The organism is Pseudomonas sp. P8_241 (genome assembly GCF_034008315.1).
GTDB lineage: Bacteria > Pseudomonadota > Gammaproteobacteria > Pseudomonadales > Pseudomonadaceae > Aquipseudomonas.
Map to the genome: position 1 here is coordinate 4519648 of NZ_CP125377.1, position 19984 is coordinate 4539631.

General features: G+C 62.9%; 15 protein-coding genes and 1 pseudogene. 7 read left to right on the forward strand and 9 right to left on the reverse strand.

Features of this window, described 5'->3' with window-relative positions:
• Window positions 1-7 precede the first annotated feature (7 nt).
• Together QMK58_RS20335 and QMK58_RS20340 are read left to right on the forward strand one after the other, a co-directional pair.
• Window positions 8-1180, forward strand: coding sequence for an acyl-CoA dehydrogenase family protein (locus QMK58_RS20335; RefSeq protein ID WP_320395323.1), 1173 nt, complete (start codon window positions 8-10; stop codon window positions 1178-1180).
• Window positions 1177-2370 (forward strand): acyl-CoA dehydrogenase family protein, encoded by a 1194-nt coding sequence (locus QMK58_RS20340; protein ID WP_053159771.1) that lies wholly within the window; start codon window positions 1177-1179, stop codon window positions 2368-2370. Before QMK58_RS20335 ends, QMK58_RS20340 begins: the two co-directional genes overlap by 4 nt.
• A gap of 592 nt (window positions 2371-2962) precedes the next feature.
• Here QMK58_RS20340 and QMK58_RS20345 read toward each other — a convergent pair.
• From QMK58_RS20345 to QMK58_RS20355, 3 genes are read right to left on the reverse strand one after another with little or no spacing between them, the layout of a single operon-like run.
• A complete protein-coding gene (locus QMK58_RS20345; RefSeq protein WP_053159881.1) occupies window positions 2963-3592 on the reverse strand; it encodes a nuclear transport factor 2 family protein in 630 nt (209 codons plus the stop codon).
• A 5-nt stretch (window positions 3593-3597) separates the two neighbouring features.
• A complete protein-coding gene (locus QMK58_RS20350) occupies window positions 3598-4371 on the reverse strand; it encodes an SDR family NAD(P)-dependent oxidoreductase (RefSeq protein ID WP_053159773.1) in 774 nt (257 codons plus the stop codon).
• A gap of 14 nt (window positions 4372-4385) precedes the next feature.
• On the reverse strand, window positions 4386-5120 hold the full coding sequence (locus tag QMK58_RS20355; RefSeq protein ID WP_320395324.1) for a 3-oxoacyl-ACP reductase family protein: 735 nt from the start codon (window positions 5118-5120) through the stop codon (window positions 4386-4388).
• Window positions 5121-5379: 259 nt separating this feature from the next.
• On the opposite strand from QMK58_RS20355, the gene QMK58_RS20360 reads away from it, so the two are divergent.
• Complete coding sequence (locus tag QMK58_RS20360; RefSeq protein ID WP_053159778.1) at window positions 5380-6213, forward strand: alpha/beta fold hydrolase; 834 nt, start codon at window positions 5380-5382, stop codon at window positions 6211-6213.
• A gap of 121 nt (window positions 6214-6334) precedes the next feature.
• Here the strand turns inward: QMK58_RS20360 and QMK58_RS20365 are convergent, their stop codons facing one another.
• From QMK58_RS20365 to QMK58_RS20385, 5 genes are all read right to left on the reverse strand, one after another.
• A complete protein-coding gene (locus QMK58_RS20365; protein ID WP_053159780.1) occupies window positions 6335-7567 on the reverse strand; it encodes an NADH:flavin oxidoreductase in 1233 nt (410 codons plus the stop codon).
• Window positions 7568-7640: 73 nt separating this feature from the next.
• Window positions 7641-9287, reverse strand: coding sequence for a DUF1302 domain-containing protein (locus QMK58_RS20370; protein ID WP_156322338.1), 1647 nt, complete (start codon window positions 9285-9287; stop codon window positions 7641-7643).
• A 93-nt stretch (window positions 9288-9380) separates the two neighbouring features.
• Window positions 9381-10997: a FadD3 family acyl-CoA ligase gene (locus QMK58_RS20375; RefSeq protein ID WP_320395325.1), complete on the reverse strand. Its 1617-nt coding sequence runs from the start codon at window positions 10995-10997 to the stop codon at window positions 9381-9383.
• Between the two features lie 16 nt (window positions 10998-11013).
• The gene (locus QMK58_RS20380; RefSeq protein ID WP_320395326.1) at window positions 11014-12036 is read right to left on the reverse strand and encodes a ferredoxin--NADP reductase; all 1023 of its coding nucleotides are present in this window, start codon (window positions 12034-12036) and stop codon (window positions 11014-11016) included.
• 79 nt (window positions 12037-12115) lie between these two features.
• Window positions 12116-13303: an acyl-CoA dehydrogenase family protein gene (locus tag QMK58_RS20385; RefSeq protein WP_053159786.1), complete on the reverse strand. Its 1188-nt coding sequence runs from the start codon at window positions 13301-13303 to the stop codon at window positions 12116-12118.
• A 552-nt stretch (window positions 13304-13855) separates the two neighbouring features.
• Here QMK58_RS20385 and QMK58_RS20390 point away from each other — a divergent pair.
• The 4 genes from QMK58_RS20390 (at window position 13856) to dmpG (ending at window position 17492) form a co-directional block, all read left to right on the forward strand.
• Entirely contained in the window at window positions 13856-14629 is a 774-nt protein-coding gene (locus QMK58_RS20390; protein WP_053159790.1) for a glucose 1-dehydrogenase, read from the forward strand.
• Between the two features lie 73 nt (window positions 14630-14702).
• Window positions 14703-15494 (forward strand): fumarylacetoacetate hydrolase family protein, encoded by a 792-nt coding sequence (locus tag QMK58_RS20395; protein WP_053159791.1) that lies wholly within the window; start codon window positions 14703-14705, stop codon window positions 15492-15494.
• 32 nt (window positions 15495-15526) lie between these two features.
• On the forward strand, window positions 15527-16453 hold the full coding sequence (locus tag QMK58_RS20400; RefSeq protein ID WP_053159794.1) for an acetaldehyde dehydrogenase (acetylating): 927 nt from the start codon (window positions 15527-15529) through the stop codon (window positions 16451-16453).
• A gap of 10 nt (window positions 16454-16463) precedes the next feature.
• On the forward strand, window positions 16464-17492 hold the full coding sequence (dmpG, locus tag QMK58_RS20405) for a 4-hydroxy-2-oxovalerate aldolase (RefSeq protein ID WP_320395327.1): 1029 nt from the start codon (window positions 16464-16466) through the stop codon (window positions 17490-17492).
• A gap of 304 nt (window positions 17493-17796) precedes the next feature.
• On the opposite strand, the pseudogene QMK58_RS20410 reads toward dmpG, so the two are convergent.
• Window positions 17797-19982: pseudogene (locus tag QMK58_RS20410) on the reverse strand (lipase family protein).
• Between the last annotated feature and the right edge of the window lie 2 nt (window positions 19983-19984).

Consider the following 19984-nt stretch of genomic DNA (forward strand, 5'->3'; position numbering starts at 1 on the left):
AACCCCCATGGAGTTCGCTTTTACCGAAGAACACCTGATGATTCGCGACAGTGCCGAGCGCTTTCTCGCCCAGGTCAGTGACACACATGCCGTGCGCGCTGCCATGAATCGCCCTGACGCGCATGACCCCGAGGTCTGGCGGCGAATCGGCCAGGAGTTGTACTGGCCGGCGCTGATGGTGCCCGAGCGTTTTGGTGGTATGGGCCTGGGGTTTGTCGAGCTGGCGATCCTGCTGGAACAAAGTGGCCGCTACCTGCTCGGTTCGCCGCTTTTCGCTACCGCGTGCCTGGCCACCCCAGCGCTGTTGCTGGGACACAACGAGGCCGTGCAGACGTATTGGCTGGGGGCGATTGCCGGCGGCGAAACCCGCGCCACCCTGGCCTTCGCCAGTGTTCCGGGACTGGAGGCTTGCAGCGTGCAAGCCGTGGCCGCGCCACGCCCGGGAGGCTGGACCCTTGACGGCCAGTACGCACAAGTCATCGATGGCGCCTCGGCCGACCTGCTGATCGTCGCCGCCCGCGCCCCCGGTACTCAGGGCCAACAGGGCATCAGCCTGTTCGTCTTGCCGGGCGATACGCCGGGCGTGATCCGCACCCCCCTGGCCACCCTCGACCAGACCCGCCGCCTGGCACGCATCGAACTGCATCAGGTGCAGGTCAGCGAGGCGCAGCTGCTTTGCGGCCCCGAACAAGGCTGGACAGTGCTGCGCGACACCTTGTTGATCGCCGCCATCGGCCTTGCCGCCGAGCAGACCGGCGGCGCACAACAGGCCCTGGACCTGACCCTGGCGTACATCGCCGAACGCCGGCAATTCAAACGCACCATTGCCAGCTTCCAGGCGATCAAGCACCGCTGCGCCGACATGATGCTGCAAGTCGAATGCGCCCGGTCGGCGGCCTACTATGCCGCTTGCGTGGCCCAGGAACGCCTCGACCCGAATGGCGATGTGGCGGTGACCGAGGAGCTTGAGCAGGCCGCCGCCACCGCGAAGATCCATGCCAGCGAGGCGTTTTTCCACTGCGCCGCCGAGTCGATCCAGCTGCACGGCGGCGTCGGCTTCACCTGGGAATACGACCCACACCTGTACTTCAAACGTGCCCGCGCCGGCGAGCAGCTGTTGGGCAACCCGGCATTGCACCGCGAGCGTCTGGCCGCGCATCTTTTGGGAGAACAAGCATGAAAATCGGTTTCAGTCGTGCCGACGAAGCGTTCCGCGAAGAGGTCGCCCGGTGGATGGCCGAGCACCTGAGCGGCGCGTTCGCGCCCTTGCGCTTTCGCGGGGGACCGGGGGATGAACACAGCTTTCCCGAAGAACGCAAAGCCTGGGAACGCGAGTTGGCGGCCGGTGGCTGGATCGGTGTCGGCTGGTCGAAAGAACACGGCGGACGCGGACTGTCGATCAGCCAGCAGGTCATCTTCCACGAGGAATATGCCCGTGCCGGTGGCCCCGGACGCATGGGCCATATCGGCGAAGGCCTGGTCGGCCCGACCCTCGCCGCCTTCGGTACCCCGTCCCAGCAGCAGCGCCTGTTGCCCGGCATTCTCGATGGCAGCCAGTTCTGGTGCCAGGGCTACTCGGAACCGGGCGCGGGTTCCGACCTTGCCAATGTACAGACTCGGGCGAAACTCGATGCCACGGGCGAGCACTGGCTGATCAGCGGGCAAAAGGTCTGGACCTCCCTGGCCCACGAGGCCGACTGGTGTTTCGTACTGGCGCGCACCGAACCTGGCAGCCAAGGGCATCACGGTTTGTCGTTCCTGCTGGTGCCGATGGCCCAGGACAGCATCCGCGTGCAACCGATCCAGCAACTGACCGGCACCAGTGAATTCAACGAAGTGTTCTTCGACCAGACCGTCACCCATGCTGACAACCTGATCGGCCAACCGGGTGATGGCTGGAAGATCGCCATGGCGCTGCTGGGTTTTGAGCGTGGCGTATCGACGCTGGGCCAGCAGATGCAGTTCCACAACGAACTCGACGAAATCATCCGTATCGCCCGCGCCAACGGTGCTGCCCGCGATCCATTGCTGCGCCAGCGCATCGCCCAGGCCTGGGCCGGTCTCAAGGTATTGCGCTACAACTCGCTGCGTATGCTTTCAGGTCCGCAAGACGGCAACCTGGGGCGTGAAGCGATGATCTACAAACTGGCCTGGTCCACCTGGCACAGCGACCTGGGAAAACTGGCCATGGACGTGCTGGGCGATGCCGGGGAAATCCTCGACGCCGCGCCCTACCAGCTCAGCCGCCTGCAGTCGCTGTTTCTGTTCACCCGCTCGGATACCATTTACGGTGGCAGTAACGAGATTCAGCGCAATGTGATTGCCGAGCGGGCCCTGGGTATGCCCCGAGAGCCGCGGGTGAGCGCATGATCTGAACACCATCAAAAACCTGTAGGAGCGAGCTTGCTCGCGATGGAGGTCAACGATGACGCGGGAATCCTGACACCTCGCGGTGCTCTCAGGTTTATCGCGAGCAAGCTCGCTCCTACAGAGCCCGCCGCCATCGCGCCATCCATGGCCGGGGCCGGCCGGCCTGGTCGGCAGCTCGTGCACATTTCCCGTAGGAGCTGCCGAAGGCTGCGATCTTTTGATCTTGCTTGGCTTTGGCTTTTGATCTTGATCCACCCGCCCCGTTTCCAGAGGCCGAACGCAGGCGTTGCGCAGTGGGCATCCCGGCATGGATGCCGGGATAGCCGCGCACGGCCATGGATGGCCGATCGCGGCGGGCCCACGGAGCAATGCCGGAGTGAGGGCACCCCGAGCCTCAGCGAGGGGCCGAATGGTGGGGCAAGACTTTTTGGTTACTTTTGAGGCGTTCGGTACGTGTCAAGGTACCTGTCGTCTTGCTCCCACAGGTAACGCGTACAGCCGCAAAACCCAGGCTAGCTGGAAGGTGCGCGCCAAAAGGGGTATACCGTCGCGCAAGCAAAAGGGCGGCACCTGCACGGGCCGCCCTGATTATTCAACGCACGCGAATCTTCGGATCATCCGCCCCACGGCGCAGATTTTTGAGGAAGCCTTCCAACGGCGCCGGTTCGGCAATCTGCGGCAAGGCGTCCTTGTCCGGACGCTGCGCCCAGAACGCATCCCACGACGGAAACAGCTCATGGAAGCTGCCAGCGTACGGCTCGCGCCCCGGCCAGCGCATTTTCAGGCCGCCGATCGGAGGTTTGTTCAGGTCAGTCGCGTACCAGTAGCACGGCAAGCGGCGACGGAAACACCAGCGCCCGTCGATCCGCTCGTAGTCGTCCCAGTACAGCATCTGCATGATCACCCACTCCGGCCCGGTCTCATGTTCGTTCTTGGAATAGACCACGCCGGTGGCGTGATCGGCATCGCTGAACTCGATGATGTGCTGGCCCAGGTGATGAGACGTGCCATGGAACTGCTTGCGCATGGTTTCGTCCAGCCACGCCTTGAGGTGCGCGCGACCGCTCTTGTCGCGGCCCACGCGCACGTCCGGGGCGAAGCAGTTGGCCATGGCATCCATGTCACGCATGTCCAGCGCCAGGGCGTACTTGCCCGCCAGTTGGCGGATCGCGTCCAGCGACTCCAGGCGGTCGATACGCTCAAGCAGCGCGGCGGATTCCAGGCCCATCAGTCGAGCACCGTATACAGGTCCGAACCGCGTCCGCCGTCCACCGCCAGGCTGGCGCCGGTGACATACGAAGCCTCATCGCTGGCCAGGAACAGGATGGCGTTGGCCAACTCAACCGGCAGGCCGACCCGTTTCATCGGGATGACTTTTTCAGTGTTGCTGCGAGTCTTGGCGTCGCCGAGCATGCCGGCAGTGGCCGGGGTGTCGACCACGCCTGGGATGATCACGTTGCAACGAATATTGTTCGGTGCACCTTCGCTGGCCGCCGCCCGGCTGAAGTTGATCACAGCCGCCTTGGCCGCCGAGTAGCCGGCCATCCACGCCGTGCCGAACAGGCCGCAGATCGACGCGATGTTGACGATCGAACCACCGCCCTGCGCTTTCATCAACTGCATCGCGGTGCGGGTGCCCCAGAAAGTGCCGTCGACGGTGGTGGCGAAGTTGGCGTGCCAGTCGGCGGTGGTCATCGTGTCGATGCCGCCCCAGGTGTAGGCCATCGCGTTGTTGACCAGAATGTCCAGGCGACCGTGGCGTTGCGCGGTGGCTTGCAGCGCACCGACGTAGGCCTGTTCGTCGCTGACATCGGCCACGGCGATCTCGGCCCGCCCGCCCTGGGCACGGATTTTTTCCTGCACGCCTTGCAACGGCTCGATGCGACGCCCGCACAACACCACCGTTGCACCTTCTTCGGCGAAGCGCAGTGCAGTGGCTTCGCCGATGCCGGAACCGGCGCCGGTGACGAAGGCGATTTTTCCTTGTAAACGCTTGCTCATGGGTGACTCCCTGATCAGATAAAGGCCATGCCGCCGTTGACGGCAACGTTCTGCCCGGTCATGAAACTGGCGTCTTCGCTGGCCAGGAACACCGCGACCCGGGCGATTTCGTCGGTCTCGCACATGCGCCCCAGCGGCACATTCTTGAGCAGCGCTTCCATGTATTCGTCAGGGATGCCGGCCATCATCGGCGTGTTGGTCGGCCCCGGCACCAGGGTGTTGACGCGGATGCCGCTGGCCGCCAGCTCACGGGCGATCGAACGGGTCAGGCCCATCACCCCGGCTTTCGAAGCGCAATAGTGGCTTGGACCTTCACCGGTCAGCGCAGCGGTGCTGGAGAGGTTGATGATCGCGCCCTTGCGGCCCCCCTTGACCATCAGTTTTGCGCCCTCACGACAGCACAGAAAGGTGCCACCCATATTCACGCCGATCACCCGCGCCCAGCTCTCGTCCGGGGTTTCGAGGAAGCTGTCCAGTCCGCCCACGCCGGCGTTGTTGACCAGGATGTCGAGGCCGCCGAAGTGCTGCTCGGTCTGCCCCATCGCATCGGCTACGGAGGCGCTGTCACCGACGTTGCAGGACAGGGCCAGGACCTTGTCGCCCAAGTCTGCCAGGCTCTCGGCCAGTGCCGCCTGGTTGAGGTCGACAGCTACCACTTTGGCGCCTTCGGCGACAAAACCACGCACGATGGCCTGGCCCATGCCCTGTGCCGCACCGGTCACAAAGGCCACTTTGTTGAGTAACTTCATAGCAATCTCCGAATGTGCAAATACGCTGCGCCCCCTGCCCTTGCAGTGGCGCCGTCCCCTGCATGATTAGCGGCAGGCACCCGGGCACACATCGTCCGATGGGACTACCGCCGCGTGGTCTGAACGGACGATGTGAACACGCCGATCAAAGCCCAGCATTCGCAAGGCGCGCACCACGCCAGGCGCTGTGCTCCCCTTCAACCTGCTGCAGCGCCTGGCGCGGCTGCGCTTCATGAATCCGCCATCAATGGAGAACCCCATGAACCAACCCGTAGATTTGCCCCTGCCCGTCGGCCATTACGCGAGCCTGCCAAACAGCCTGCGCCTGCACTATCTGGATGAGGGCGCCGGCCCCGTGGTGCTGTGGCTGCACGGCAGCGGGCCGGGCGCCAGTGGCTTCAGCAACTTCAAGGGCAACTATCCGCAAATGGTCGCCGCGGGCTATCGCAACATCGTGCTCGACCTTCCGGGTTTCGGCCGCTCGGACAAACCCGAAGATGTGCAGTACAACCTGGATTTCTTCGTCGATTGCGTGGCGGCGTTCCTCGAGGCCATCGGTGTGCAACGTTGCACGATCCTGGGGAACTCGCTGGGCGGCGCCATCGCCCTGGGGCTGGCCCTGCGCTTGCCACAATTGCCGCAGAGCCTGATCCTGCTGGCGCCGGGCGGTGTCGAGGAGCGGGAAACCTACTTCAAGATGGAAGGCATCGTGCGCATGGTCACCCTGTTCGCCGCGGGGCCTATCGGGATGGAGGAGATGCGCAGCATGATGAGCCTGCAGTTGTTCGATGCGTCGATCCTGCCGGAGAGCCTGCTGCAAGAGCGCGTGGCGGTGGCGGTCACCCAGCCGAAGAATCTGTTCAGCACGATGATGGTGCAGAACATGGAAGCACGTCTGGGTGAGATCCAGTGCCCGATCCTGGGTTTCTGGGGCAACAACGATCACTTCAACCCGATCAGCGGCGCCCAGCGCATCATCGACGGCGCGCCGAATGCCCGCTTCATCGTCCTCAACCGCTGCGGCCATTGGGTCCAGGTGGAACACCGCGAACTGTTCAACCGCAGCTGCATCGAGTTCCTTCAACACGGCTAACCGCAAATTGTAGGAGCGAGCATGCTCGCGAAGGATGTTAACGAAAACGCGTGATGGCTGGATAAACGCGTTGCCCTTGAGTCCTTCGCGAGCAGGCTCGCTCCTGCAGGGGGATGTGGGGTTAGCGATCCGCCGCCTTCTGGCTGTTCAATACGGCATCACCCGGCTGGCCCAATACGCAGGAAGTGCCACCGGGGGTATACATCATCGCCACACAGCGGTTGCACGCGGTGCAGATCGAATCGCGACTGGCGCCGCTGGCGAGTTTGTCGACGTAGTCATTTTCAGCCAGCAACACCCGGCCCATGGCGACCAGGTCAAAGCCCTCGGCCATGATCTTTTCGATACTCGCCAGGCTCTTGGCGCCGCCCAGGTAAGCCAGCGGCATCTTTACCGCCGCCCGCACCTTGCGTGCATGCTCCAGCAGATACAGCTCACGGAACTCCACGGTCGGCTCTTTGCGGCGCTGGATAGCCATCGCCAGGGCGATGATCTTGTTCTTCTGCTGCACGCGGTTTTCCTTGGGGAAGGACGAGCCGAACATGGTGGTGATCGATTCGGCGTTCATCCCGGCGCTGAGCACCAGCAGGTGCGCGCCCTCTTCTTCCAGCATGCGGGCGATCTGTGCGCCGTCTTCGGCGCTGTTACCGGCGCGCACGCCTTCGGTGATGCTGTATTTGCAGATCACGGCCATTTCCGTGCCGACCGCATCGAGCACCGCGCGCAGCACCCGGCGCGGAAAGCGCAGGCGGTTTTCCAGACTGCCGCCGTACTGGTCGCGGCGCTTGTTGTACATCGGCGAAATGAACTGGCTGAGCAAGTAGCCGTGGCCCATGTGGATTTCCACGGCATCGAAACCTGCCTGGCGCGCCAGACGCGCGCCCTGGGCGAAGTCGCGCACCACTTGCTGCATGTCGGCTTCGTTCATCGCCTGCTTGAGGAACATGCCGCTCATCAAGCCGATCTTGTTGAAGCCGCCGCTGGCCGACAGCGGACGTTTGGTCGAACGCTCGCGGATAAAGGTAAAGCAACCACCGTGGGTGATCTGTGCGCTGGCCAGGCCACCGCACTGGTGCACGGCGTCGGTCAGCGCCTTGAAGTGCGGCACGCTGGACGGGGCGAGGATCAACTGATTGGGCAAGGTGCGTCCATCGCTGCTGACCGCGCAATAGGCCACGGTAGTCAGGGCAGTGCCGCCCGCGACCAGCGCCGAGTGCAGTTTGACCAGTTGCTTGGAAGGCACCCCCCCAGCACTCATGCCTTCGTTGGTGGCAGCCTTGATAAAGCGGTTTTTCAGGGTCAGCGGGCCGATCGCAATCGGGCTGAACGCTGACGGGGTCGGACGAGGATTCATGACAGGCCTCTCTTTATTGTTATCAGGCTACAAATGAACGCTGCGTCGCCATGCCGCGACGCAGCAGGGATCATCAGAAGGTGTACTTGGCGTTGAGCGACAGGTAATCGCGGTCGGCCAGCAAGCGGCCCTGGGCGACGTCCGGCGAACTCAGGTAGGCGATATAGGTCATGCCGACCTGGAAGTTGCCCAGGTACTTGAAGTCGCCGCCCACGGTCAGGCGCTTCTCGTCACGGCCCAGGCCCTGATAGGCGCTGCCGTCGACGTTCTGCGTCCACACCACTTTGGTGCTCAGGTCCAGGCCGTTGGCGATGGACGGGTAATCCATGTAGACGCCGACGCCGAGCAGGCTTGAGCCACGGGTCTGGGTCTTCGACTCGAACGTGTCGAACGTGCCGTCCACGCCAGCGCCACCGCCGGTGATCGTCAGGCTGTCGACGCCGTCGATGTGTTGATGCACCACTTCGCCCATGAAGGTGGTCTGCTGGGCGAGGAAGCTCGGGCCGAGGATGTAGGAGGCATTGAGGTTGCCTTGCCAGATTTGCCCGGTGGTCGGTGCGCCATTGTTCAGATACACCGAGGCGCCATCGCGGTAGCTCAGGTCACCGGCATACTGCACCGAGTCACCGACCTTGGAGCTGAAGCTGACCCCGGTGAGTTTCACGTCTTCGAAGTAGCCCAGGCGATAGGATGGCGCGGTTCCATCATGGCCAATGCCCTTGAGCGACGAGTACTGGGTGGTGCCGGTGAAGTCGAAAAACAACGAGCCGACGCGCTCGTTATAACGGTAATGGAACAGCCCGACCTCGGTGTTCTCGGTGATCCGGTAGCGCACGCCCAGGCCCCATTGGCCGCTGTCGCTGGCGTCTTTTTCACCGGCATAACCGACCGCCAGGCCGTTGGGCAGACGGTCGATCTGGCCGGCGCCCAGACGAAAGAACTCGGCACCGGGGCCAAAGGTATCGCTGCCGAAATAATCGCCCACCGGGTTGAGCTGGGTTTTTTCCCACTCGTATTGGTAGTAGCCCACCAACGCCAGGTCTTCATTGAGCGACCACGATCCGGACACCTGGCCCACCGGCAGGTACGAGTCCTTGGCCTCGGTACCCGGCACATTGAACTTGGTGGCATCCACCGGCGCCTGGCCCTGGCTGATGTTGGCCCAGAACAGGCTTTCGCCCCAGGCCACCAGATGTCGTCCGGCCTTGAGCGACAGGTATTGGGTTTCGCCCAGTTCGAAGTTGCCATACACATACGCATCGAGCAGCCGCGCCGCGCTGCCGCTGAGGCGCCGGGTCTCGTCGCTGAAACCGTCGTTGTGCCCGGTCTTGTTCACCGTCTGCGGCGAGTCGTTGGCGTTTTTCTGGTTGTAGACATCGTCATAGAACTGACTGCCGCGCAGCACCGCACCGAGGTTGTCGTGCTTGAGCTGCAACTCGCCGAACAGGCTCAGACGATTGTTGATCAACGAGCCGCGCTTGAAGTTGCGCGTGCCATCGTCATTGTTCGGATCGTCGAGATACTGATTGGCCTGTTTGGCGGTGCGCATGGATGCGGTGTAGTTGACCGTCAGCGACGAATCCAGGGTGGTGTCTTCCCCCAGTTCGATGGTCGGCGCAGCGCTGGCTGCAGCACTGACGAAGGTGATGGCCGTTGCCAACAGACAGCGCCCATCGATCAGGCTTCCCGGACGCCGTGCAACTCTGATTCGGGTAAACATGCTCCTCTCCTTTTTGTTGTTTTTGCTTGTGCCGCCACAGCATGAAAAAAACCGCTGTGGCGCACATCGTCCGTTTGGTGAGACGAGCGCTGCTCATGCCTGAGGGTTGTCAGCCACCATCGCGCGCAGTTCGTTTTTTGCCACCTTGCTCGACGGGTTGAGCGGCAACGCACTGAAAAAACGCACCTGACGCGGCACCTTGTAGTTGGCCATCTGTTCGCGGCTCCAGGCGATCAGTTGCACCTCGTCCAGCGCTCTGCCTTCACGCAACACCACGCAGGCGCAGCCGACTTCGCCCATGCGTTCATCGGCGATACCAATCACCGCCACCTGGGCAATCGCCGGATGCCGGATCAGTGCCGCTTCGATTTCCGCCGGGTAACAGTTGAAACCGCCGACGATGAACATGTCCTTCAGGCGGTCGGTAATGATCAGGTTGCCCGCCTCGTCCAGCCGCCCGACATCGCCGGTGTGCAGCCAGCCTTCGACGTCGATGGCTTCGCGGGTCGCTTCGGGGTTCTGGAAATAGCCCTGCATGATGTGAAAACCGCGCAGGCAGATCTCGCCGGTATGCCCGGCGCCCAGTGCCTGGTTCTGCGGATCGCGAATGCTCACTTCGGTACCGGCAATCGGGCGTCCGCTGGTGCCGGCGATCACCTGTGCCGAGTCCTGCGGATCGCAGATCGTCGCCAGTCCGCCGCACTCGGTCAGGCCGTAGGCAGTGGTGACCACGGCAAATCCCAACTCGTTGCGCATGCGCTCGATCAGGCTCGGCGGAATGCTCGCCGAACCGGTAACGGCGATGCGCAGGCTCGACAGGTCGGTCTGCTTGAGCAGCGGATGGGCCAGCAGCGAGAGGTACAGGGTCGGCGCACCGGGTAGAACGCTGATGCGCTCGCGGGCGATGCGCTGGAACACCTGTTCGGCGTCGAACGCCGCATGGGGCAGGATGGTCGCCCCGGCGATCAGGCAGGTCAGCCAGCCGGCCTTGTAGCCGAAGGCATGAAAGAACGGGTTGACGATCAGGTAACGGTCTCCCGGCACCAGGCCGATGACCTTGACGTATTCGGTGAAGGCCCGCAGGTTCTGGCCATGGCCGCTCATCACGCCCTTGGGTTTGCCGGTGGTGCCGGAGGTGAACAGCAGGTCGCACATGGCCTCGGGGCGCACTGCCAATGCACGGTGTCTGGCGCTGTCGGCATCGATGGTCGCCGCGCCGCGCAGGAATTGCGCAAGGCTCAGGTCAGAAGACAGCCCAGGCGTGTCGCCATCGATGATCACCAGGTGTTCGAGGTTCGATGGCCGATGGGGCGCAAGCAAGGCCGGGTAGTCAACATCGAGAAATCGCTGCTGGACAAACAACACCCGACAACCGCTGCGTTCCAGCACATCGGCGGCTTCAAGCCCCTTCATGCGCGTATTGATCGGCACCAGCACCGCACCGGCGCACTGAGTGCCCAGCGCCGCGAGGATCCAGTCGGCACCGTTCGGTGCCCAGATCCCGATCCGGTCACCGGCCTGGATTCCCAAAGCCATCAAGCCCCGGGCAAACCCCATGACCCGTTCGGGCAACTGCGCGTAGTCGATGCATTCGCCGTTGTCCTCGATGGCCGTGCGCCCGGCAAAACGTTCGGCACTGCTGAAGACCAACTGGGCCAGGGTGGCGGGGACAGCGCTCAGGGGCGCGGCAAGATTCAGGCTCTGATTCATCGTGGGCTCGGGCTCATTATTCGGGAAAGCGGATGCGCAGTTGCGCGCTGGTCGGCACCGCCTGACAGGCGAGAATCCAGCCTTCGGCCAGTTCGCCGGCATCCAGTGCATCGTTGTGCAACAGTTCAACGTCGCCGCTTTCCAGGGTGCACATGCACGAGGCGCAGCCGCCGACACGACAGGCGCTGGGCGGGTTGAGGCCGGCACGCTCCATGGCGGCCAGTACGGTCTCGCCGCTGTCGCAGGACAATTGAAAGTCTTCGCCATCCAGACGCACTGCCAACTGCGCGGCCACTGCTGCTTCGCTGCTGGTCACCAACGGCTGTTCGCCTTCGCCGGGCAGGGAGACGAAACGCTCGACATGCACGCGACGATCCGGCATGCCCAGGCTCTTGAGCGCGCTGACGCTCGCGTCCATGAACGGGCCCGGACCACAAATGAATGCCTGGGCATCGATGAACGGCCGTGCCAGCTCGGCCAGTTGTCCGACGCCTGGAATGCCCTGCACCGAATCCAGCCAATGGACGATTTGCAGGCGTTGCGGATGCGCACTGGCCAAGGCCTTGAGTTCATCCTTGAAAATCACCGACTGCTCATCGCGGTTGGCGTAGATCAGCAGGACCCGACCCGTGCCCGCGAGCAATGCCGAACGCAGGATCGACAGCACCGGCGTCACGCCACTGCCGCCGCCGAACAGCAGCAGGTCGCCGTCGAGGCTGCGTGGCACGAACACCCCGGCCGGCGGCAGCACCTCCAGGGTCTGGCCGGCCTGCAACTCGCCGCACAGCCAGTTCGAGGCGCGCCCCTCGTGCACGCGCTTGACCGTGACCCGCAATGGTTCATCCAGCAACGGCGTGCTGGACAACGAATAACAACGGGGCAGCCAGCCGTCCTCGAAAGGTACGCGCAAGGTCAGGAACTGACCGGGTTGATAGCGGAAACGTTCGCCCAGATGCTCCGGCACGTCGAACACGAGGGAGCGCGCATCGGCGGTTTCCTCGATCACTCGCGCCACGCGCAGGGCCAGATAATTGCTCATAGGTCAGGTACTCATGACCACCTGCCCGTGCGTCACGGACAGGTGTAAACCCAGGGGTCTTGAAACAGGTGCCACGGCCTCAGACGTACGGGTCCGGGTTGGGCAGGCCGAGCATCACCGCGCCGTAGCTGCGGCCGTAGGCCATGTAGTTGTTGGCGATGTGTCCGCGTGCCTGGTGCAAGTCGCGGAACAGCCGCGCCACCGGATTGGTGTTGTACAAGCCGGAAGCGGCCATGCTGCGCAGCAGGTCATTGGCCCGTTCGGCGCAGATATTGGTCACATAGGCCGACTGGTAGCGATACAGCAGACGGGTCTCGGTGTCCGGGTATTCGCCGGCACGGGCCAGGCTCATCAGGTGCTCGTAGTTGCGCTCCAGAACCAGGCGCAGGCTGTCGACGGTGACCATCGCTTCGGCGATCGCGGTTTGCGCCACCGGATCCTCAGCGGTACGGGCGCCGTGCTTGCCGATGTGTTTGGCGGCGTTGTCGCAAAATTCGTTGATCGCACCCTGCAGGGCGCCGATGGCCGAGGTCGAGACAGCGCGGGAGAACACTTGAGCGAAGGGGATCGCGTAGATCGGGTTGGTGTTGACCAGACGCCCCGGCGTCGCTTCGAGGGTCCAGTTATTGGTGCGCTGCACGCGGTGGGCGGGGACGAATACATCCTCGACCACGATGTCGTGACTGCCAGTGCCGCGCAGCCCCATCACGTCCCAGTTGCGTTCGATCTGATAGTCGCTGCGCGGCAGCAGGAAGGTGCCGTGCTCGGCGGCGTGTTCGCCATCGGCTGGCAGGATGCCGCCCAGGAACACCCACTGGCAGTGCTCGCTGCCGCTGGAAAAACCCCAGCGTCCGCTGATGCGATAGCCACCTTCGACCACCGTGACTTTGGCGGCCGGCATATAGGTCGAGCAGATCAGTGCGTCATGATCTTCGGCCCAGACTTCGCGCTGCGCTTCGATCGGGTAGCGCGCCAGTTGCCAGGGGTGAACTCCCATCACGCCGTAGATCCAGGCCGTGGACATGCAACCCTCGGCGAGGATGGTCTGGATTTCGAAGAAGGTCCGCGGGTCGACTTCGTAGCCACCGAAAGCCCGAGGCTGCAGGGCCCGCAGCAAGCCGGCGGACTGCAATTCGATGACGCTCTCCACCGGCACTTTCAAGTCCTTGTCGGCCTGCGCCGTGCGCGCCTTGAGTGCCGGCACCAGGCTGCGTGCACGTTCAAGCAGATCACGTTCTTCCTGGGTCTTTTCTCGCATGCTGTGCATCACTCAATTCTCCCGATCTCACTGCGCCACTGCGCGAGTCGAGACAGATCATCGGATCGAGCGAACAATCATTCATCGTCAAAGCGGACTAGGGGGGGATGGGTCTCCCAGGATTCGCACTGTCCTGCAGGAGCCGGCTTGCTGGCGAAGGCGCCCTCAAACATTGCGCCAATCTCGCGGCCCCCTTCGCTGGCAAGCCAGCTCCTACGAAGAGCGCGGAATTCCGTGACCGCACGATTTCCTGTAGGAGCCGGCTTGCCGGCGAAGGCGCCCTCAAACATTGCGCCTATCTCGCGGCCCCCTTCGCTGGCAAGCCAGCTCCTACGAAGAGCGCGGACCTGCGTGGCTACATGATTCCCTGCAGGAGCCGGCTTGCTGGCGAAGGCGCCCTCAAACACCGCGCCAATCTCGAGGGTCCCTTCGCTGGCAAGCCGGTGCACCTCATCGCAGCTCCCTGTGTGCGCTGTTTGATAGTCCATTGAGACGATGCTGGCGCCAGCCGTTGCGGCGATATTCAATCCATAAACAATCGACCCCACGGAGCAAGGGCCCATGAGTATTTTGCAGCGTTTCCAAATGCACGGCAGCGTCGCCATCGTCACCGGCAGCGGCCGGGGTATCGGTCGGGCGATTGCCCTGGCGTATGCCGAAGCCGGCGCCGATGTGGTGTGCTCGGCGCGCTCGATGGACGAGGTAGAGGCCGTGGCCGAAGAGGTTCGCGGCCTGGGCCGGCGCGCCCTGGCCATCGCCTGTGACGTCAACGACGCCGGGCAACGCCAGGCACTGGTGCGTCAAAGCGTTGAGCAAATGGGCCGGATCACTCATCTGGTGAACAACGTCGGCGGTGGCGGTCCCAACGATCCGCTGCAGATGACGCCCGAGCAATTCTCCGAGATGCTGACCTTCAACGTCACCACCAGCTACGCGTTCTGCCAGTTGTGCGTGCCGCTGATGCGCGAAGCCGGTGGTGGCAACATCATCAATATCAGCTCGGTAGCGGCACGCTATGCCCAGCGCCATTTCAGCGCCTACGGCACGGCCAAGGCCGCCCTCAGCCAACTGACCCGCCTGCTGGCCCAGGATTTCGCACCGCAGATCCGGGTCAACGCCGTCGCCCCCGGCCCCACCCTGACCGAAGCGTTGAACAGCGTGATGCCCGCCGCCATGCGCGAAGCCATGGAGGCCAACACTCCGCTCAAGTGCCTGGGCAGCCCTGAAGACATCGCCGCTGCCGCGTTGTACCTGGCCAGCCCCGCTTCGGCCTGGGTAACCGGCAAGATCATCGATGTCGATGGCGGCGCCGACACATCCGTCTGGCCCGGCTGACCGACTCCTTTGGGCTCGCCCCCGACCACGTTGGGGCGGGCCTTTTTTCTTCCCCCCATCTGGAGCCCTCGCCATGGACGCCCATTTGATCAACACCCTCGGTGACGAGCTGTTCAACGCCTTGCGCGGCCGCCAGACGCTGGCGCCCCTGACCCGGCGTTATCCACAGATCACCCTGGAGCAGGCATATCAGATTTCCCTGCGCTTCCTGCAACGCCGCGAAGCCCTCGGCGAGCACGTGGTTGGCAAGAAAATCGGCGTGACCAGCCGCGCCGTGCAGGAAATGCTCGATGTCCACCAACCGGACTTCGGCTTCCTCACCAACGCCATGCAGGTCGAGGATGGCAGCGATGTCAGCCTGGCCCGCTACAACCTGATCCAGCCACGGGCCGAAGGTGAAATCGCCTTTATCCTCGGCGAAGACTTGCAAGGCCCGGGCATCAGCGCCGACGACGTAATGGCCGCCAGTCAGTGGGTCATGCCGTGCTTCGAAATCGTCGATTCGCGGATCGACGACTGGCAGATCCGCATCCAGGACACCGTGGCCGACAACGCCTCCTGTGGCGTGTTCGCCCTCGGAAGCCAGCGCATCGACCCGCGCTCGCTGGACCTGGCTGCGGTGCAAATGCAAATGCTCAAAAACGGCCAGCCGGCAGGCTCGGGCCTGGGCTCGGCGGTGCAAGGCCATCCCTGCGCGGCAGTGGCCTGGCTGGCCAACACCCTGGGTGAATTGGGTATCCCGTTCCGCCGTGGCGAAATCATTCTTTCCGGTGCCCTGGCGCCACTGGTGCCAGTGGTCGCCGGCGACCGCATCAGCCTGTCCATGAGCGGGCTGGGCGAAACCAGCCTGCGCTTCGTCCCGTAAATCGCCCTTCCCTCTTCAGGAGCCAGAACACCATGAGCAAAAAGATCAAATGCGCGCTGATCGGGCCGGGCAACATCGGCACCGACCTGCTGTACAAACTGATGCGCAGCGAGGTACTGGAGCCGGTCTGGATGGTCGGTATCGACGCCACCTCCGAAGGCCTGTCGCGCGCTCGCGAGCTCGGCCTGAAAACCACCGCCGATGGCGTTGACGGTCTGCTGCCGCATGTCCTCGAAGACCAGATCCAGATCGCCTTCGACGCCACCTCGGCCTACGTGCACGCGCAGAACTCGCAAAAGCTCAATGCCCTGGGCGTGTTGATGATCGACCTGACCCCGGCAGCCATCGGCCCGTACTGCGTACCGCCGGTGAACCTCAAGGCGCAACTGGGCCTGGGGGTGATGAACGTCAACATGGTCACCTGCGGCGGCCAGGCCACCATTCCGCTGGTGGCGGCGGTGTCCAGCGTGCAGCCGGTGGAGTACGCCGAAATCATCGCCACCGCCGCCTCGAAATCCGTCGGCCCCGGCACCCGGAAAAACATCGACGAGTTCACCCGCACCACCTCCAGCGCAGTGGAAAAGGTCGGCGGTGCAAAGAAAGGCAAGGCGATCATCATCATCAACCCGGCCGAGCCGCCGCTGATCATGCGCGACACCGTGCATTGCCTGACCGCCAGCGAACCCGACCAGCCAGCGATCACCGCCGCCATCGAAGCGATGATCAAACAAGTGCAGCGCTACGTGCCCGGCTACAAGCTGGTCAATGGCCCGGTGTTCGACGGCAATCGTGTGTCGATCTTCATGGAAGTCGAAGGCCTGGGTGACTACCTGCCCAAGTACGCCGGCAATCTCGACATCATGACCGCCGCCGCGGCGCGCACCGCCGAGATGTTCGCCGAGGAAATCCTCAAGGGCGAGCTTGTGCTCAAAGCCACCGCCCAACCCGCCCACGCATAAGGAGCCGACCATGGATCTTCGCGGCAAAAGCATCACCGTTCACGACATGTGCCTGCGCGATGGCATGCACCCCAAGCGTCATCAGATCAGCCTGCAACAGATGAAAGACATCGCCTGCGGCCTCGATGCGGCGGGCGTGCCGCTGATCGAAGTCACCCACGGCGACGGCTTGGGCGGCAGCTCGGTGAATTATGGTTTTCCGGCCCACACCGATGAGGAGTATCTGTCGGCGGTAATCCCGCTGATGAAAAAGGCCAAGGTTTCGGCCCTGCTGCTGCCGGGTATCGGCACCGTCGACCACCTGAAAATGGCCCACGAACTGGGGGTCAACACCATTCGCGTGGCCACCCACTGCACCGAGGCAGATGTCAGCGAACAGCACATCTCCCATGCCCGCGGCCTGGGCATGGACACCGTCGGCTTCCTGATGATGGCCCACATGAACAGCCCCGAAGGCCTGGTCAAGCAAGGCCTGCTGATGGAAAGCTACGGCGCCAACTGCATCTACCTGACCGACTCGGCAGGCTACCTGCTGCCCCACGATGTCAGCGCCCGCGTGGCGGCGATGCGTGCGGCCCTCAAGCCGGAAACCGAGATCGGCTTCCATGGCCACCACAACCTGTCGATGGGCGTGTCCAACTCCATCGCCGCGATTGCCGCCGGGGCCAACCGGATCGACGCTGCCTGCGCGGGCCTCGGGGCCGGAGCCGGTAACACGCCGATGGAAGTGCTGGTGGCGGTGTGCGACCGCATGGGCATCGACACCGGTGTCAGCGTGTTTGGCATCCAGGACGTGGCAGAAGATCTGGTGGTGCCGATCATGGACTTCCCGATCCGCAGCGACCGCGATGCCCTGACCATGGGTTACGCCGGGGTCTACGGTTCGTTCCTGCTGTTCGCCAAGCGAGCCGAGAAAAAGTACGGCGTGTCGGCACGGGAGATTCTGGTCGAGATGGGCCGTCGCGGCATGGTCGGTGGCCAGGAAGACATGATCGAAGACACCGCCATGACCCTGGCCCGTCAGCGCTTGCAGGCGTAAACACTGCCGCCAGGGGCGCTTTGGCGGGCACTTCGGATTACCGCCCGCCGCTCCCCCAGATTCAGTGATGAACGCAGATTTTTGTAATCAACACGCAAACTGTGGGAGCAACGGCCTTCAACCCGCCGTTCGCTCACCCCAACCATCAACTGAGCGCAACGATCGACCACGCTGCCTTCGGCACTCCAGGTACCGAAGGCCTGTATTGGCTTGTGAGTCAGGGTTCCGTTCCGACGAAGCAAGCGATCAGGTTCAATCGCAGCCCCCGCGAAAACTCGCGTCCGGTGATAGAGCCGCAGGGTTTTCAAATAATCGAATCGATGTCCAGCGTGTAGGGAGCACCGATGACATGGCCATAGATCGAAGCCAGCAGCTCGTTGTATTTGCCCTCGTCTGGCGCCATGGCCCACTGTTCAATCACCTGATTTTCCGCATGGGCAAGCCAGCGCTGCAGGTTTTGCGCCAACTGCTCGGGCTGAGTCGAAAGCGACCCGTAGACCTTGGCTTGGCTGACGCGCTCGAACCGCAAGGTATTCAGGCGAGCAAGCGTCACATGCACTTTGTCGATCTCAATACCGACGGCGTTGATTTCTGCCTCGTGAGTTTCCTGATACTTCAAGGTTTGGTGCGCGAAGTGTCTTCGCCTTGAACGCAACTGATCGGTAATGTTCCTGAGCGCCGCCTCTATCCATCCAAACTCCTGGTCGGTGACCAGGGATCGGTTTTTCCCTTGAGCCTCCTGTGAACGCTTGAATGCCGCCCAGCAAGCCGGAATGTAGCTGCCGACCATCGAGTGGCTGCCGGCACTGAACAGTTGAGCCAGCAAAAATGGTCGATGCGGCAGCCCGTTTTCCTGTTCGATGGCCACCGAGCAGGCGGCATGCTGGGTGATGGTGTCGCAGCCCGGCTCCCACAGGATCATGGACACTTCCTTGCGACTGAACTGCACCGGCATTGCATGACGCAGGGTGCCGTGATGTTCGTAAGGCTCACCCCTCCAGTTGGTGATGCCTGCTACAAAGACCGAGAGGCCAACCGGCACGTTGACAAAGGTCAGCACTGCCCCGGCCCAGTAGACCCCTGCCCTGGTGTTCATCCACGTGCCGGGCACGCTCGGCACCGGGTCGTTATGGGCGACCATGCGGTAGTGCACGAGCGGCTTCGCACCTTCTGCGAATTTGGCGTCGCCGGCGCGGGGGGCGCCGTAGGTGTAGAGCTGGATGTTGTAGCCTTCAGGTCTGCGGCGCAGCATTTCCGAGAGCAACAATGCCACGGCTCCGCCGAGGCTATGGCCGCAGATCAGCAGTTTTTGACCCGCATAAAACCTGTCGAGGTACTCCAAGACAAAGTCGTAAGCTTTCTGCGCAGCCTGATAAAAACCACGGTGCACCTTGCTGTCGGTATCTTCAAACGGCACCTGAAGGGCATCGGCGTCGCGCAGGCCATCGGCGATGATTTCAAAGGTGCCGCGCACTGCGATCAGGATCAGTTCATCGTGGTGGGTGATGAAGGCTTGGGTATCGGTGGTATCCGCCCCAAGGTCCCGGTCGTCGAAGAAGTGAATTTTGGCAGGGGTTTCCTGATCGTCTTTCAGTTCAGGATTGTTTGCGGGATACAGGCCAGGGTCGAACGGCACGATTTCCAGGCGCCTGGAGTACGGTACATCTTCATACAACGGGTAGTAGGCCGTTGTTTGCGCCGAATCGACTTTCCCCAGCTCATCAAACTTGGCCAGTGCGTCCCCGAACCAGTTGCCCACGCTGGGTTGCAGGGGAAAGCTGACAGTCGCGGTTTCGACGGGATGTGTATCGGGTTTTTGACCAAAGGGGCAATAGCTCAAGGTGGCCATCAGCGCCAGTTGATAGAGGTTGAGCGAACAGTACTCGGCGTCGGTGGACAGCATGGGGCGCAAGGCCCGCAGCGGGCGCACTTCCAGCACGGTGTGCTTCAGTGGCAGAAGAGCAACGCCGTACAAACCGTGCTTGCCCATGATCTTCGCCGACCCCGACTCCATCGGGTAGTGGCTGTAAACCTGAGGCGGCAAATGGGCGGCGTGCTTGACCAGATGGCGCACTTCCACCTGAAAAATGCATCCGCACAGGCTTGCGCGGGGTTTTCCCGGGTACGGGTGGCGTTGTGGTTCAGGTAACGGGTTTGCTCGGCGCGTACCTGGAGTTCCGTGATTTTTAGGGGGTAATGGGGTCTTGTTTGTAAATCCTTATATAGCTGTTCTGACCCTTCGTACGTTTGATCAAGTAATAGCTCAACAGGACCTGCGAAGTGATCAGTGATCTTACCGGTGCCCGTGGCATCCAGATGGCCCTCATAGGTTTTCCCTTCCGAATCGGTTACGCCGTAGACCAACCCGGCATAGGGTTCGCCAGAGCCGAACTCGTCGACCAGCTGAAAGCTGCTCCATCGCCCCTGGGCGGGACATGCCAATACGCGGCTACTCAGCGGTGAGTCCAGCTCTTTTTCCAATGATTTCATTT

What these genes read in the sequence shown, in the direction of transcription:
- QMK58_RS20380 (WP_320395326.1), bottom strand. Translation starts at nt 12,036, where the DNA reads ATGAGCAATTATCTGGCCCTGCGCGTGGCGCGAGTGATCGAGGAAACC.
- QMK58_RS20370 (WP_156322338.1), bottom strand. Translation starts at nt 9,287, where the DNA reads ATGTTTACCCGAATCAGAGTTGCACGGCGTCCGGGAAGCCTGATCGAT.
- dmpG (WP_320395327.1), top strand. Translation starts at nt 16,464, where the DNA reads ATGGATCTTCGCGGCAAAAGCATCACCGTTCACGACATGTGCCTGCGC.
- QMK58_RS20390 (WP_053159790.1), top strand. Translation starts at nt 13,856, where the DNA reads ATGAGTATTTTGCAGCGTTTCCAAATGCACGGCAGCGTCGCCATCGTC.
- QMK58_RS20355 (WP_320395324.1), bottom strand. Translation starts at nt 5,120, where the DNA reads ATGAAGTTACTCAACAAAGTGGCCTTTGTGACCGGTGCGGCACAGGGC.
- QMK58_RS20350 (WP_053159773.1), bottom strand. Translation starts at nt 4,371, where the DNA reads ATGAGCAAGCGTTTACAAGGAAAAATCGCCTTCGTCACCGGCGCCGGT.
- QMK58_RS20385 (WP_053159786.1), bottom strand. Translation starts at nt 13,303, where the DNA reads ATGCACAGCATGCGAGAAAAGACCCAGGAAGAACGTGATCTGCTTGAA.
- QMK58_RS20360 (WP_053159778.1), top strand. Translation starts at nt 5,380, where the DNA reads ATGAACCAACCCGTAGATTTGCCCCTGCCCGTCGGCCATTACGCGAGC.
- QMK58_RS20365 (WP_053159780.1), bottom strand. Translation starts at nt 7,567, where the DNA reads ATGAATCCTCGTCCGACCCCGTCAGCGTTCAGCCCGATTGCGATCGGC.
- QMK58_RS20335 (WP_320395323.1), top strand. Translation starts at nt 8, where the DNA reads ATGGAGTTCGCTTTTACCGAAGAACACCTGATGATTCGCGACAGTGCC.
- QMK58_RS20375 (WP_320395325.1), bottom strand. Translation starts at nt 10,997, where the DNA reads ATGAATCAGAGCCTGAATCTTGCCGCGCCCCTGAGCGCTGTCCCCGCC.
- QMK58_RS20400 (WP_053159794.1), top strand. Translation starts at nt 15,527, where the DNA reads ATGAGCAAAAAGATCAAATGCGCGCTGATCGGGCCGGGCAACATCGGC.
- QMK58_RS20340 (WP_053159771.1), top strand. Translation starts at nt 1,177, where the DNA reads ATGAAAATCGGTTTCAGTCGTGCCGACGAAGCGTTCCGCGAAGAGGTC.
- QMK58_RS20395 (WP_053159791.1), top strand. Translation starts at nt 14,703, where the DNA reads ATGGACGCCCATTTGATCAACACCCTCGGTGACGAGCTGTTCAACGCC.